Annotated in this window: 11 protein-coding genes; 7 read left to right on the top strand and 4 right to left on the bottom strand. The window is 73.2% G+C overall.

Going from position 1 to position 14,787, the window contains the following annotated elements; all coding sequences use genetic code 11:
- Positions 1–311 precede the first annotated feature (311 nt).
- Positions 312–1,811, top strand: coding sequence for an amino acid permease (locus NH602_RS18305; RefSeq protein WP_174565896.1), 1,500 nt, complete (start codon positions 312–314; stop codon positions 1,809–1,811).
- Between the two features lie 22 nt (positions 1,812–1,833).
- On the opposite strand, the gene NH602_RS18300 is transcribed toward NH602_RS18305, so the two are convergent.
- Positions 1,834–3,087, bottom strand: a complete 1,254-nt coding sequence (locus NH602_RS18300) for an FAD-dependent monooxygenase (RefSeq protein WP_073577003.1) — start codon at positions 3,085–3,087, stop codon at positions 1,834–1,836.
- Positions 3,088–3,220: 133 nt separating this feature from the next.
- The gene (locus tag NH602_RS18295; RefSeq protein WP_253068418.1) at positions 3,221–4,366 is read right to left on the bottom strand and encodes an FAD-dependent monooxygenase; all 1,146 of its coding nucleotides are present in this window, start codon (positions 4,364–4,366) and stop codon (positions 3,221–3,223) included.
- Between the two features lie 310 nt (positions 4,367–4,676).
- On the opposite strand from NH602_RS18295, the gene NH602_RS18290 reads away from it, so the two are divergent.
- Positions 4,677–6,107 carry a lipopolysaccharide biosynthesis protein gene (locus NH602_RS18290; protein ID WP_139282917.1) on the top strand — a complete coding sequence of 477 codons (1,431 nt, stop codon included), beginning with the start codon at positions 4,677–4,679 and terminating at the stop codon, positions 6,105–6,107.
- Between the two features lie 1,208 nt (positions 6,108–7,315).
- On the opposite strand, the gene NH602_RS18280 is transcribed toward NH602_RS18290, so the two are convergent.
- Positions 7,316–8,206: an ATP-grasp fold amidoligase family protein gene (locus NH602_RS18280; RefSeq protein WP_253068417.1), complete on the bottom strand. Its 891-nt coding sequence runs from the start codon at positions 8,204–8,206 to the stop codon at positions 7,316–7,318.
- 257 nt (positions 8,207–8,463) lie between these two features.
- On the opposite strand from NH602_RS18280, the gene NH602_RS18275 reads away from it, so the two are divergent.
- The 4 genes from NH602_RS18275 to NH602_RS18260 all read left to right on the top strand — a co-directional run bounded on the left by NH602_RS18275 (position 8,464) and on the right by NH602_RS18260 (position 12,704).
- On the top strand, positions 8,464–9,465 hold the full coding sequence (locus NH602_RS18275; protein ID WP_179760241.1) for a glycosyltransferase family A protein: 1,002 nt from the start codon (positions 8,464–8,466) through the stop codon (positions 9,463–9,465).
- A 28-nt stretch (positions 9,466–9,493) separates the two neighbouring features.
- The gene (locus tag NH602_RS18270; RefSeq protein ID WP_253068416.1) at positions 9,494–10,063 is read left to right on the top strand and encodes a hypothetical protein; all 570 of its coding nucleotides are present in this window, start codon (positions 9,494–9,496) and stop codon (positions 10,061–10,063) included.
- A 43-nt stretch (positions 10,064–10,106) separates the two neighbouring features.
- Complete coding sequence (locus tag NH602_RS18265; RefSeq protein ID WP_179760243.1) at positions 10,107–11,309, top strand: MFS transporter; 1,203 nt, start codon at positions 10,107–10,109, stop codon at positions 11,307–11,309.
- A 66-nt stretch (positions 11,310–11,375) separates the two neighbouring features.
- Positions 11,376–12,704: an MFS transporter gene (locus tag NH602_RS18260; protein ID WP_073577011.1), complete on the top strand. Its 1,329-nt coding sequence runs from the start codon at positions 11,376–11,378 to the stop codon at positions 12,702–12,704.
- Between the two features lie 3 nt (positions 12,705–12,707).
- Here the strand turns inward: NH602_RS18260 and NH602_RS18255 are convergent, their stop codons facing one another.
- Complete coding sequence (locus NH602_RS18255; protein WP_179760245.1) at positions 12,708–14,183, bottom strand: MFS transporter; 1,476 nt, start codon at positions 14,181–14,183, stop codon at positions 12,708–12,710.
- Positions 14,184–14,300: 117 nt separating this feature from the next.
- Here NH602_RS18255 and NH602_RS18250 point away from each other — a divergent pair.
- On the top strand, positions 14,301–14,787 hold a 487-nt coding region (locus tag NH602_RS18250), incomplete at its 3' end, for a thiamine pyrophosphate-binding protein (RefSeq protein WP_253068415.1).

Raw genomic sequence — 14,787 nt, 5'->3', positions numbered from 1 at the left:
CACCGGCCCGGCCGCCCCGGCGGCCCCGGCGGCCAGCACGAGCGCGGCGACGGCGGCGAGCACCGCCCCCCGGGCCACCCGGGACCGTCGGCGTCCCGGCCTCCGCTCCGCCACGGCTCCTCCGGTCGTGGGCACCCGGTCGGTTGCCCACGACCGACATCGTGCCCCGACCGTGGCCGACTCGGACAGGGAGAACAGAACGTTCACACGGGATTATCAGGATCGTCGTCGCACCTCGTGCGGCGCGTCGTCACCCGGCGTCATACCGTCACGCAACGACCGGTCGACCGACGACGAGTGGGGGTGGCGGAGTGGGCTGGACGCGCACGATGCCGGTGGAACGGATCCTGGCCCGGAGCGAGCACGGCGACGGGGGTGCCGACGGACACGGGACACCGCTCAAGCGCACGCTGAAGGCCCGCGACCTGGTCGGATTCGGTGTCGGCATCATCATCGGCACCGGCATCTTCACCCTCGCCGGGGTCGAGGCCCAGCAGCACGCGGGCCCCGCCGTCACGCTGTCGTTCCTCATCGGCGCGGTCGTCGCCGGGCTCGCCGCCGTCTGCTACGCCGAGCTGGCCTCCTCCGTCCCGACGGCGGGCTCGGCCTACACCTACGCCTTCGCCACCCTCGGCGAGGTCTTCGCCTGGATCATCGGCTGGGACCTGCTGCTGGAGTTCGGCCTCGGCCTCGCCGTCGTCTCGCGCAGCTGGTCCGGCTACCTGGCGTCACTGTTCGGGCTGCCGACGGCGTGGTTCGGGGAGGACGCGACGGTCAACATCGGCGCGGTGCTGATCATCGCGGTGCTGACGGTCGTCGCGGTCGCGGGCATCCAACAGTCGGCGAGGCTGACGAACCTGCTGGTCCTGGTGAAGCTCGCGGTCTGCGTGCTGATCCTGGCCGTGGGCGTGTTCTACATCGACCCGGCGAACCTGCAGCCGTTCATCCCGCCGGCGCAGGCGCCCGAGGACGGCGGCTCGGTGTTCACCCAGCCGATCATCTCCGGGGTGTTCGGGCTCGCGCCGACCGTGTTCGGCGTCGGCGGCATGCTCACCGCGGCCGCGGTGGTCTTCTTCGCCTACACCGGGTTCGAGGCGCTGGCGAACCTGGGCGAGGAGGCGAAGCGTCCCGACCGCGACCTGAAGATCGGCCTGCTCGGCGCGCTCGCCATCTGCGCGGTGCTCTACGTCGGTGTCTCGATCGTGCTCACCGGGATGGTGCCCTACACCGAGATCGACACCGGCGCCCCGCTGGCGTCGGCGTTCGCCGGCGTCGGGCTGCCGTGGGTGGGCGCGCTGATCGCGCTCGGCGCGGTCACCGGCCTCACCTCGGTGATGATGGTGGAGCTCGTGACGATCGGCCGGATCGGCTTCGCGATGGGCCGCGACGGCCTGCTGCCGAAGGCCATCGGCACCGCGCACCCGACGTGGGGTACCCCGCACCGGATGACGATCGTCGGTGGTGTCGTCTGCGCGGTGATCGCGGCGTTCACCCCGATCACCGCACTGGCCGACATGGTGTCGATCGGCGCGCTCTCGGCGATGATCATCGTGGCGATCGCGGTGCCGGTGCTGCGCCGGACCCGCCCCGACCTCGACCGGCCGTTCACGGTGCCGTTCTCGCCGGTGGTGCCGGCGATCACCGCGATCGCGTGCCTCTACCTGATGCTGAACCTGAACCTGGACACGTGGATCCGGTTCGTCGGCTGGCTGCTGCTCGGCCTGGTCGTCTACGCCGTCTACGGGCGGAAGCACTCGTTCCTCGCCCGCGAGGAACGGGAGGGTTCCGGGGCCGGGCGGGACCGGGCCTGAGCCGGTCCCGCCCGGCCGCGGGTCAGCGCTGCAGGGCCTCGCGGGGGGTGATCTCCCCGCGGGCCAGCGCCCGGCGGACCCGGCGGGCCGCGGTCAGCCTGCGACGGACCTGACGGACCGGCTCGACCTGCGTCGCGCGGTGCAGACGCTCGTTGAGCCGGCCCTGGTCGTGCCGGCGGTCGAGCAGTGACCAGGAGAAGGCCAGCGCGTCGTCGGCGCCCTCGAGGCTCTCCGGGACGGTCTCGAACCACTCCATGCTGGCCCGGGCCATCCGCTGGATGGGCGCCATCGCGGCGCGGCGACGCGCGTCGTACCCGGCGAGGGCGGCCTCGACGTCGTCGGTGCCGCGGGTCCCACGCGGGTACAGCTCCTCGGCCAGCGCGATCGAGTCGGCGACCGCGAGCACGGTGCCCGAGCCGATGGCGAAGTGCGTGGTGTGCGCCGCGTCGCCGGCGAGAACGATGTTGCCGTCGCGCCAGGACATGTTCCGGACCTCGCGGAACTGCAGCCACGGCGAGGACCCCATGCCGGGCGGGGCGATCAGCGAGTGCCCGTCGAGCGAGCGGGCGAAGACGCCCTCGAGCATCCGCATGGCCTCGTCGGGCGCCATCGTGTCGAGCCCCAGGCCCGTCCACGTCTCCGGCGTGCACTCCACGATGCAGGTGCTGACGCAGTCCGCCGCAGGGTAGGCGTGGAACCAGATCCAGCCGGCGTGGGTCTTCTCGAACGCGAAGGTGAACGGCCGGAACGGCTTGCTCGTCCCGAACCACACGTAGCGGTTGGCGCCGTGGGCGACCCGGGTGCCGAAGACGTCGGCCCGGGCGGCGCGGATCGCGGACCCGACCCCGTCCGCGGCGACGACGACGTCCGCGTCCGCGGTCAGCGGGTCGCGTGCGGTGTCACCGTCGGCGGCGACGGCGGTGTCGAACATGAGCTTCACGCCGACCTGGCGGGCCCGCTCCGCCAGCACCTCCAGCAGTCGCGCACGGCCGATGGAGTAGCCGTAGCGCCCGCCGAGGTGCACCGGGCGCCCGGACACCTCCACGACCTGGGAGTCCCACACGTGCGCCGCGGCCCGCACCTTCTCGGCACCGAGGGGATCGGTGCGGAAGAGCTCGTCGAGGATGTCCTCACCGAGTGTGACCGCGAAGCCGGAGGCCGTGCCGGGACCGTTGCGCTCCGCGAGGACGACCTCGTCCTGACCGCCCGACCGCAGCCGGGCCAGGATCGAGAAGTACAGACCGGCCGGTCCACCACCGACGACCACGATCTTCACACCGGACCTCCATCGGATGTCATCGATCTGGGACGCAACGACCCTACGAACGTGGCGGACCTGTGTGGACACCGGGTCCGATCACGATCGGTGACGGTGCGCATGCCGGCGGCAAGCGGCTTCGCGACCGGACTCAGCTCTGCCGACCACGCAGGGCCGACCGCCGGACGCGGCGGGCGGTGGTCAGACCGCGCCGTACCTGACGCAGCGCGGGCACCTGGGTGGCGCGGTGCAGGGTGCGGTGGATGCGGCCCATGTCGCCCCGGCGGTCGGTGAGCGACCACGCGAACTCGACGGGGTCGGTGACCTGTTCGAGCTGGCGTCCGGCCTGCTCGAACCACTGCATGTTGCGCCGGGCGGCGTCCTGGATCGGGCCGATCTCCGCACGCCGGCGGGCGTCGTAGGCCGACAGCGCGGCTCCGCGGCCGTTCGGGCAGGTCAGGTCGGCCGCAGCCGTCTGACCGGCGACGCCGTAGAGGGCGTCGACCAGACCCATCGAGTCCTGCATGGCCAGCACGGTGCCCGAGCCGATCCCGAAGTGCGTGGTGTGCGCGGCGTCGCCGGCCAGCACGAGGTCGCCGTCGCGCCAGGTCCGGTTGCGGACCTCGCGGAAGCGCAGCCACGGCTTGTCCCCGAGCCCGCCGAGGGGCTCGATGAGCCGGCGGCCGGCCAGCGTGCGGTGGAAGACCGACTCGACGAGCCGGACGGCCTCGGCCCCGGACATGTGGTCCAGGCCCAGCGCCTCCCAGGTGTCGGGCTCGCACTCGACGATGCAGGTGCTGACCCCGTTCGACGAGGGGTAGAGGTGGATCCACATCCAGCCCGCGTCGGTCGGCTGGAAGTCCCAGACGAAGGTGTCGGAGTCACTGTCGGCGCCGAGCCAGACGTAGGGGTTCGTCCCCTCGTCGACGGTGGTGCCGAAGTGCTCGGCGCGCGCGGTGCGGATCCGGCTGCCGACGCCGTCGGAGGCGACGACCAGGTCGGCGTCGAGGTCCGCGCGGTCCACCGGGGAGCCGTACTCGATCGTCACGCCCAGCTGCTCGGCCCGGCGCGCCAGCACGTCGAGCAGGTCGACGCGGGCGATCGCGTAGCCGTACTTGCCGCCGACGTGCACCGGGCGGTGGTCGCCGACCCGGATCTCCTGTGCGTTCCACAGCCGGGACGCACGGCGCAGCGCCTCGCCTCCCGCCGGATCGTTGCGGAACGCGTCGTCGAGCATGTCCTCGCCGTAGGTGACGGCGAACCCGTGGGTCCGCCCCGCCTCGTTGCGTTCGTGCACGACGACCTCGTCGCGTCCACCGGACCGGAGCCTGGCGAGGACCGCCAGATACAGACCGGCCGGCCCCCCACCCGCGCAGGCGATACGCACGCGAGCCCCCTTCGGTTCATCAGGTCACCGGAAAGGATGCACCGTAGCGCAGCGATTGCGCGCCACGACGGGGTGTGTATGTCCGAGAGGTCCGACCCCGGCCGGTGACGGGCCGTCCGGGGCCCCTCCCCCTGGCACCCGGGTGGTCGACACCTGGTTAGCGTGGTGGTGTGCACGCACTCAGCGGGACGTCCCGCGCCGCCGTCCGGTGGTGCGCGCGATGAGCGTCGGGGAGATGGTCGCCGGCCGGGTCCGCTCGGTCCGCCGCGAGATGGGCAACCCGCTCTACCGCAACGCGTACGCCCTGATGCTCAACACCGTCGTCAACTCCGGCTTCGGGTTGCTCTACTGGGTCTTCGCCGCCCGCGTGTTCAGCACCGAGGACGTCGGCCGTGGCAACGCCATGGTCAACCTGATGATGCTGATATCGGTCCTGACCTCGCTCAACTTCGGTCAGGCCCTCATCCGCTTCCTCCCGACGGCCGGACGCGACTCACGGTCGCTGGTGCGGCTCGCGTACGGGATCAGCGCCGCCATGGCGGTCGTCGGCTCGGCCGCGGTCATGACCTACTGCCACGTCGCCTACGCGCCCGGCGACCCGCTGCACGTCTCCCCCGGCTTCGCCGCGTGGTTCGTGGTCTCGACCGCCGCGTGGTCCATCTTCAACCTGCAGGACCAGGTCCTGACCGGGCTGCGCTCGGCGATGTGGGTGGTGCTGGAGAACGGCGTCTACGGCGTCGTGAAGCTCGGGCTGCTCGTGGTCGTCGCGTTCACCTCGGTGTCCGACGGCGTGTTCACCTCCTGGAGCGCGCCGGTCATCGCGCTGCTGGTGCCGTTCACCCTCCTGATCTCGCGGCGGCTGCTCCCACGGCACACCGCCGAGACCGCGGACCGCGACGACGCGGGTGCCCCGGACCGCGCCACGCTCGCCCGCTACATGGGCGGCGACTACCTCGGCCAGGTGTTCAACCAAGCCATGTCGTCGTTCCTGCCGGTGCTGGTGGTCATGACGATCAGCCAGGCGGCCAGTGCCTACCTGCTGCCGGCCCAGACGGTCTTCCTCGCGATGAGCATGCTGTCGATGGCGATCACCTCGGCGCTGGTCGTGGAGGGCTCCCGGAACCCGGCGCACGCGCACGTGTTCGCCCGGGCGGTGCTGCGGCGGATCTGCCTGCTGGTGTGGCCCGCCTCGCTGGTCATCGCGCTCGCCGCCCCGCTGCTGCTGTGGTTCTACGGGCCGCAGTACGTCGAGAACTCCACGACGCTGCTGCAGCTGCTGATGGTGTCCATGTTCCCGCGCGTGATCGTGACGATGTGGATGACCAAGTCCCGGCTCGCGAACCGCACCTTCCCCCTGGCCGTACAGCAGCTCGTGCACTGCGCGATCGTGCTCGGCGGGATCCCGCTGCTCGCCCCGATGCTCGGGGTCGACGCCGTCGGCTGGATGTGGCTCGCGGGCGAGCTGGTCCTGGCGATCGTCTTCCTGCCGTCGGTGGTGCGCTGGCTGCGTCAGCCGGTCCCGCCGCACCCGCCCGGCGACGGCGGCACCGCCGGCCCGGACGGCCCGGATCCCCTCGCCCGGGACGACGACACCCGGCCCATCGGCGGGCCGGAGGCACGGACCCACGAGTTCCCCCGCGTCCGCGACTGATCCGCGGTCCTGCCGGCTCCGGCGCTCCCTCCGGCTCAGGGGCTCGGAGCCTCGGGGCTCCGGAGGTCCCGGGGCACGGATCCACCGAGCTCCGGGCTTCCGGGGCTCCGATTCACCCGACCTTCCGGCTTCCGGAGGTCCGGTCCAGCGAACTCCGGGCTTCCGGGCGACAGACCGGCCCACGGTCCGCCGGCCACCCGGGGCAATGGCCACCAGCGCTTCCACCCGCGGGCGACCACAGCTGCGAGGCTGCGCCGCGGCACAGCACGGCACGCCGGCCCCCGGCCCACACCTGCCCCCGGCCCGGCGGTCCTGTCGCACCTCGGACGAGGTCGTCGCACCCGCCGCACGGGGTGCGACGACCTCGTGAGGGGTGCGGCAGGTCGCGTGGGGGACCTCGTCGGCTGCAGCGATGCGGCCGTGCGCCCTGCCGAACCCCGCAGTCGTCCGCACCCCACGGAATCGCACCCCGCGCGACGAGGGTGGTCCTCACCCACGCACCGAGGAGCGCCCCACCGGACGACGTGCGAGACAGACCTGTCGATCAGTACGTGAGCGCTGTCCGACCAGGCGTCGGCAACGCTCAGGTACTGATCGATCGGCGGCGGGCGCCGTCCTCGCACGCTCTCCGCGGCCCGCATCCCGGTTCCGCTCCGACGACCGCCAGGAAGGCACCTCGGGACCGGCGTAGGCGGCACACCTGTTGCCGGGGGTGTGGCCGCCCGCGACGGGGTGTGGATGGGGGCGGCGACCCGCGACAACGCACGGCGGCCGTCGCGTGGGGTGCCGCGGCCGGCGGCGGGTCGCCGCGGGGTCGTCGGGGCTCGGCGCGGCGGACGGGTCGGGCGGAGGGTGTGCGGCGGCGAGGGCGGCGCAGGACGAGGGGCTGCGCGAGAGCTCGATGAGTGGACGAGCCGGGTGCATGGACGAGGCCGGTCCACGCACGCCCGGCGGGTGCGGGGACCGGCGCAGGGATGGACCCGGGTGGGTGCGCGCCCGGTGGAACGCACGGGCCGGGACGCATGCGAGGCCCGGCGGGTGCACGAGTCCGGGCGTACGCGGAGCCCGGTGGGCGCGCGGGCCCTCCGGGTGCACCGGCCCGGGGATACGCGCGAAGGCCCCGGTGGAGGCGAAGTCCGGGGCCCGTACGAGACCCGGGGAGAGACGCGAGCCCGGGTGCGCCCGAGAGCCCGGTCAGGAGCGCCCGGTCAGGAGCGCTGGATGAACCTCTCCGGGATCGGGGTCCCGTTGCGCCACAGGTTCCCCAGCGCCCGGTCGAAGGCGCGGGGCCGCAGCCGGACGAGCCCGCCGCCCGGGTTGTGGGTGATCTCGCCGAAGTAGACGTGCCCGTCGACGTCGTAGAGGTCGACGCGGGCGAAGGTGAAGTCCTTGCCCAGCGCGCGGGCGATCTCCAGCATCCGCTCGTAGGACGCGGGCTTCTCGGGCAACGCGTCCGCCTGGGAGAAGCGCCCCGAGATCCGGAACGGCACCCAGTCCGGGTGCAGCATCGTCGAGGTGTGGGCGACGAAGCGGTCCTGGTCGATGACGACCATCGCCGGCTCGCCGTGGAAGACGAAGAACTTGTAGTCGGCGGGTGGCTTGGTGCCGTCGCCGATCATCTCCTCGACGACGGCGCGCGGGGTGAGCCCCTCGTAGGGGCGCTCGCGCCAGCCGTGGGTGAAGAAGTCGGTGCGCAGCCAGCGGGCGACCGTCGAGCGGATCTTCGCGTGGTCGGCGGCGGCCGGGTGGCGCACCAGGATCGTCATGTCGCAGCCGTGGGTGCCCTTGACGACGTAGGGACCCGCGGGGGCCTCCAGGTCGAGGTCCTCGGGCCGCTCGACCACCTGGATGAGCGGGATGAGGTGCTCGGCCCCGATCCGCTCGGCGACGTGGTCCCGGACGGCGTACTTGTCCGCGGTGACGTGCACCAGCTCGGGCTGGTCGTCGAGGTTCTTCTTCGCGAGCAGCTGGGACCAGGTCCGCGGCCGCCGGAACGTCGTCAGCTCCCCCTGGAACAGGGCGTGGTGGGCGATCGCGAAGGCGCGGTGCGGCAGGAACCGGAGCCGCCGGGACAGCATCACCCGTGCGTCGAACGACATTCTCCGGACGATAGCGACCCTCTCCCACCACCCGGCTCACCGGCCCCGGACCGGGTGGCCCGGCGCCCGGGGCAACCTCGGATGCCGCACGGACGTCACCAACAGTGCGCACGCTCGTTGCCATTCGCGAGGAATGCCCGCAGCACGGCCTCGGTCGAGGGCGTGCCGAATGCTCTGCGTCACCCCCTACGGTGAATGCGGGGCCGACGGCGCCGAAGACCGGCGCACCCCGGAAGGAGCTGGCGACTGTGCCGATCGTGCGGAACCCTCACGTTCTCGTCACCGTGATCACCCCCGCCTACAACGTCGGTCCCTGGATCGGTGAGGCCATCGACTCGGTGCTCGCGCAGACCGAGTCCCGGTTCGAGTACCTCGTCGTCGACGACGGGTCGACCGACGACACCGCCGACGTCGTCCGCTCGCGCGCCGAGCGCGACCCGCGGGTGCGGCTGATCCAGGTGGAGAACGGCGGCTCGGGTGCCGCGCGCAACCGTGCCCTGGCCGAGAGCGCCGCCCCCTTCGTCGCGTTCCTGGACGGCGACGACCGCTGGCACCCCGAGTTCCTCTCGCACATGCTCGAGACCATGCACACCGCCCCGCCCGGGGTCGGGATGGCGTACTGCCACACCCGCGTGATGCTGGAGTCCGGGCAGGTCGTGGCGCTGCGCTGGCAGCCGTCGGGCAAGGTCGACATCGACAAGCAGCTGGTGGAGAACAACCCGCCGCACAACGGCAGCTCGCTGATGATCCGCCGGGCCTGCTTCGACCAGGTCGGCGGCTTCGACTGCTCGCTGCCCTCCGCGGTGGACTTCGAGATGTGGCTGCGGATCGCCGCCGGCTCGAACTACCCGCTGATGTGGGGCACCCGCCGCTGGCTGCTCGACATGCGCCTGATGCGCACCGGGTCGATCAGCTCCAACCGGCAGCGCCGGTTCGAGTGCCTGGACAAGGTCATCGCCGACTACGCCCCCCGGATGGGCCGCCGGCACCCGGGCATGGCCTACGTCCGGCCCGCGGTGTTCGCCTACCGCGACGGGCTGGACGACTTCGGCGACCGGTGGGCGCTGCTCGCCCGCGAGGCCGGGGCGACGGAACTCGCGAAGGACTCGTGGGGCCGGTCGCTGCTGGCCTGGAGCAGCGCGGGCCGCGAGCGTCGCGCGCAGCTGCGCAATGTCCGTGACACCGCCCGCAACGGTGCCTACAAGGGCATGTCCGGAGCGCTGCGGACCGCGGTGAAGATCAACTCGCTGCGGGGATGATCCCGGCGCGCGTCGGGTGTCCCCCGGCGTGCGACCGACCAGGGCGATCCCGTACCGCGGCGGCCTCACCCGCCGTCGTCGGGGACGGGGGCTCAGCTACCACGACGCGACCGGCGCCGCCGTCGCCGCGCCGGTGCGGGCCCGGATCGAGGAGCTGGTGATCCCGCCCGCCTGGCGGGAGGTATGGCTCTCCGAGCGGGACCGCGACCACATCCGGGCCGTCGGCTACGACGACGCCGACGACCACGTCCGGTCGCTCACCGACGCCGCGCACACGGCGAAGGACCTGCGGACCCGGAACGCCACCGTCGTCGCCGCGGTCGCGTTCGCCGAGCACGGCTGGGCCGGTGGCGCCGGGCTGTCCGCGACCGCGCTGGAACGGGCCGAGGCCGCCACGACGTGCCGGGTCGCCCGGGCGCTGGGCAACACCCCGGCCGTCGCCCGCAGCAGCTACGTCGACCCGCGCGTGGTGCGGGCCTTCGAAGAGGGCCACACGGTCGCGGCCGGGTTGCGCTGCATCCCGCGCGGCGCCGGCGAGCACCGCAGCCGGGTCGCCGTCGGACGGGCGGTGCTGCGGCTGCTGGAACGCCACAACTGACCCGCGGCCCCCCGGTGCCGGCCGGTCGGCGCATGATGGGTCCGTGGTGGCAGTCGAGGCGGGCCGGACGGAACGACGGGCCCGGGCGGCGGTGGCCCTGGTCTTCCTCACCAACGGCCTGGTCTACGCGAACCTGCTGCCCCGCTTCCCGCAGATCAAGGCCGATCTCGGCCTGTCCAACACCCAGCTCGGGCTGGCGGTGGCCGCGATGCCGTTCGCGGCGCTGCTGGCAGGGCTGACCGCGGGCCCGCTCATCGCCCGGTTCACCTCGGCGAAGGTGGCCTCGTTCGGGATGGCGGTGATCGCGCTCGGCGTCGTGCTGGTGGGGTTCGCACCGTCCTGGGCGCTGTTCGCCACGGCCATGCTGCTGGTCGGGGCGTCCGACGCCGTCGTCGACGTCGCGCAGAACGCGCACGGGCTGCGGGTGCAGCGCCGCTACGGCCGGTCGATCCTCAACGGGTTCCACGCGCTCTGGTCGGTCGGAGCGGTCGCGGGCGGGCTGATGGGCTCGGCCGCCGCCGGGACCGGGCTGGCGCTGCCGGTGCACCTGGGGCTCTCGTCGCTGCTGTCGGTGGTGATCGCCGTCGCGGTGTACCCCCTGCTGCTGAGCGGCGCCGACGGCGACGACCGCCCGGCCCCCGACGCGGCCGACGGTGCACCGCCGCGGCGGCCGTGGACCGGGCTCTGCCCCCGCACCGTGGCGCTGCTCGCCGTGTTCGGGCTGGTCGCGATCTCCGGCACCCTGGTCGAGGACTCCGGCGCCACCTGGGCGGCGGTGTACCTGCAGGGGCTCGGGGCCGGTGCGGCCGTCGCCGGCCTCGGGTTCGTGGCGCTGCAGGGCTGCCAGTTCGTCGGCAGGCTGATCGGTGACCGGATGGTCGACCGGTTCGGCCAGCGCGCGGTGGCCCGCGCCGGCGGTGGGCTGGTGCTCGCCGGGATGGGGCTCGCGCTGGCGTTCCCGACGGTGCCCGGGACCGTCGCCGGGTTCGGTCTCGCCGGGTTCGGGGTGGCGACGCTCGTCCCGGCCGCGATGACCGCCGCCGACCACCTGCCGGGGCTGGCCCCCGGGACCGGGCTGACGATCGTCACCTGGCTGATGCGGGTGGGGTTCCTGGTGTCGCCGCCGGTGGTCGGGCTGGTCGCCGACGCGACGTCGCTGAGGGCCGGGCTGCTGGTCGTCCCGGTGGCCGGGCTGGTCGTCGTGCTCGTCGCGGGGGTGCTCTCCACCCGTCGCACCCGGGCCTGAGCACAGGCAGATCGGATCACTCGTGCGTCTCGACACGAATCGGACGACCCCTTAGCGTCACGGCGCATGTCCTCCACCGTCCCGCCGGCGCCGCCGGGACCCGCACTCCGGTCCTCTCGCAAGGTCGCCACCGCCAGCCTGGTCGGCACCACCATCGAGTGGTACGACTTCTTCATCTTCGGCACGGCCGCGGCCCTGGTGTTCAACCAGGTGTTCTTCCCGTCGGTCGACCCCGTCACCGGCACCCTGTCCGCGTTCGGCGCGTTCGCCGTCGGGTTCATCGCCCGCCCGCTCGGCGGGGCGGTGTTCGCGCACTTCGGCGACAGGGTCGGCCGGAAACCGATGCTCGTCTACTCGCTGCTCATGATGGGCGCGGCGACCGTCGGGATGGGTCTGCTGCCCGGCTACGACACGCTCGGGGTCTGGGCTCCGGTCCTGCTGGTGACGCTGCGGTTCCTGCAGGGGTTCGGCGTCGGCGGCGAGTGGGGCGGTGCGGCGCTGATGGCCGTCGAGCACGCCCCGTCGCACCGGCGCGGGTTCTACGGCAGCTGGCCGCAGGTCGGTGTGCCGCTGGGCCTGGTGCTGGGGACGGCGACGTTCGCGGTGCTGTCGGCGACCCTGACCGACGAGCAGTTCCTGGCGTGGGGCTGGCGGGTGCCGTTCCTCGCGAGCATCGCGCTGATCGGGGTCGGGATGTGGATCCGGCTCGGCGTCCACGAGTCGCCGGTGTTCCGGCAGGCGATGGACGAGAAGGCCGCGAACCGGATGCCGGTGCTGGAGGCGCTGCGCACCTACCCGAAGGAGATCCTGCTCGCCGCCGGGTCGTTCCTGGCGACGAACTCGACGTTCTACGTCTCCTCGGTCTGGCTGGTCACCTACGCGACGCAGTCCCTGTCCTACGACCGCACGACGATCCTCGCGGCGAACTCGGTGCTGTCGCTGTCGGACATCCCGCTGATCATGGCGTTCGGTCTGCTGTCGGACCGGATCGGGCGTCGTCCGATGTTCGTCGGTGGGATGGCGCTGCTCGCGGTGTTCGCGGTGCCGTACTTCTGGCTGGTGTCGACCGGCAGCATCTGGCTGTTCCTGCTGGGCGGGCTGGTCGTGCAGGTGGCGCGCTCGGCGGTGTACGGGCCGCAGTCGGCGTTCTTCGCCGAGCAGTTCTCCACCAGCATGCGGTACTCGGGGGCGTCGCTGGCCTACCAGATCGCGTCGATCCTGGGCGGCCTCGCGCCGCTGCTGTGCACCGCGCTCGTCGCGCTGACCGGGTCGCTCTACGCCGTCGCCGGCTACGTCGTCGGGATCGCGCTGGTGTCGATGGTCTGCTCGTGGCTGATGACCGAGACGCTGCGGTCGGGGCTGCGCGACGACGCCGCCGCCGTCGCCAGGACCTGACCCCTACCGTCCGCCGGTCGCGGTCACCGGCGTGCCCCGTCCGCGGGCACGCCGGGCCGCGACCAGGTCGGTGACCCCGAGCACGAGGGCCAGCGCCACCAGCCCGACGGTGATGAGCAGGCCGTGCGAGATGGCGTCCGCCCAGTCCCCGCCGGACGCGGTGAGCCTGCCGAAGAACACCGCGCCGACCGCGGACAGCCCGATCGCCGTCCCGATCCGCTGCCCGGTCTGCAGCACCCCGCCCGCGGTGCCGCCGGAGGTGTGCGGGATCTCCGACAGCGCGAGGGTCTGGTTCGGCGCGATCACCAGCCCGCCGCCCGCCCCGGCGAGCAGCAGCGGCCCGGCGATCGCGAGCCCGGTCCACGGGCTGTGCGCGGTCGCGGCCAGGACGAGGTCGGTGACGCCGAGCCCGACCATCACCGTCGCCAGCCCGACGACGATCATCGGCTGCCCGAACCGCGCCACCAGGCGCCCGCTGAGTGCGGAGGTGACGGCCGAGCCGAGCGCGAACGCCGTCATCGTCAGCCCGGTCTGCAGCGGGGTGTAGCCCAGCCCGTTCTGCAGGTAGAGGGTGAGCACGAAGAAGATCGAGGTGAACCCGGCGAAGTAGACGGTGCCCAGCGAGGCCCCGACGGCGTAGCTGCGGGTCCGCAGCAGCGCGAAGTCGATCAGCGGGTGACCGTGGACGCGCTTGGCCCGACGCTCCCACGCCACGAACGCCGCCAGCGCCGCGACCGAGACCGCGACCAGCCACCACGGCGCCGACGCCGGGTCCCGCTCGGCGAGTACCAGCGGCAGCATCAGCGCGACGACGGCGACGCCGAGCAGCACCGAGCCGCCCAGGTCCAGCGGGCGCCGCTCCCCCGTGGTCACGGTGTCGGCGGGCAGCAGCCGGAACGCCGCGACCAGCGCCGCGACGCCGATCGGGATGTTGACGAAGAAGACCCAGCGCCAGCCGTCGGCGTCGCCGGCCCAGGACAGCAGCAGCCCGCCCAGCAGCGGGCCGACCGCGGTCGAGATCCCGACGACGGCGCCGAACATGCCGAACGCGGTGCCCCGCTCCGGGCCGCGGAACAGGTCCTGGATGAACCCGACGACCTGCGGGGACAGCAGCCCGGCCGCGACGCCCTGCACCAGCCGGACCGCGACGAGCACCTCCGGGTTCGGCGCGAACCCGGCGACCGCGCTGGTCAGGGTGAACAGGGCGAGGCCGGTGACGAACATGCGACGGCGGCCGCGGTCGTCGCCGAGACGCCCGGACGCGACCAGGACCAGGCCGAACGTCAGCGCGTAGCCGGACACGATCCAGGACAGCTGCGCCGCCGAGGCCCGCAGGCCGGCTTGCATGGCGGGCAGCGCGACGTTGACGATGCTGACGTCGAGCAGGCTCATGAACCCGGCGACCAGGCAGACCGACAGCGCCCGCCAGCGTCGCGGGTCGGGGGTGTACGCCTCGGGCGCGGTGCGGTCGTCGCTCACAGTCCCTCATTCCGCGTCCTGGCGATGCGGGCCGCAACTCGAACCCGGGTCCTGCGGACACGCGTCACATCGTGTGGACTCACCGACCATGTGGACCGTAGAGATCGGGAACCGGTCGTGAGGGGCGCCGAGGCGCTGGTCGGGTCGCTCACCGCGGCCGGGGTCGACGTGTGCTTCATGAACCCGGGGACCTCGGAGATGCACTTCGTGCAGGCACTCGACGCGGTACCGGAGATGCGCGGGGTGCTGGCCCTGTTCGAGGGCGTCGCGACCGGTGCCGCCGACGCCTACGCGCGCATCGCCGGGAAGCCGGCGGCGGTGCTGCTGCACCTCGGGCCGGGGCTGGGCAACGGGCTGGCGAACCTGCACAACGCCCGCCGGGCCGGGACGCCGCTGCTGTGCGTGGTCGGCGGGCACGCGACCGACCACGTCCGCTTCGACGCGCCGCTGGAGTCCGACATCACCGCGGTGGCGCGGACCGTGTCCGGGTGGGTGCACACCAGCGGCGACGTCCGCGACGTCGCCGCCGACGCGATGCGCGCCCTCGCCGCGACCGGCGAGCGCGGCGGGCAGGTCGCGACGCTGGTGCTGCCGGCCGACGTGT

The organism is Pseudonocardia sp. McavD-2-B (genome assembly GCF_024124365.1).
GTDB lineage: Bacteria > Actinomycetota > Actinomycetes > Mycobacteriales > Pseudonocardiaceae > Pseudonocardia > Pseudonocardia alni.
Note: the sequence above shows the minus strand (reverse complement) of the source record. Positions and strands in the feature narration are given on the sequence as shown.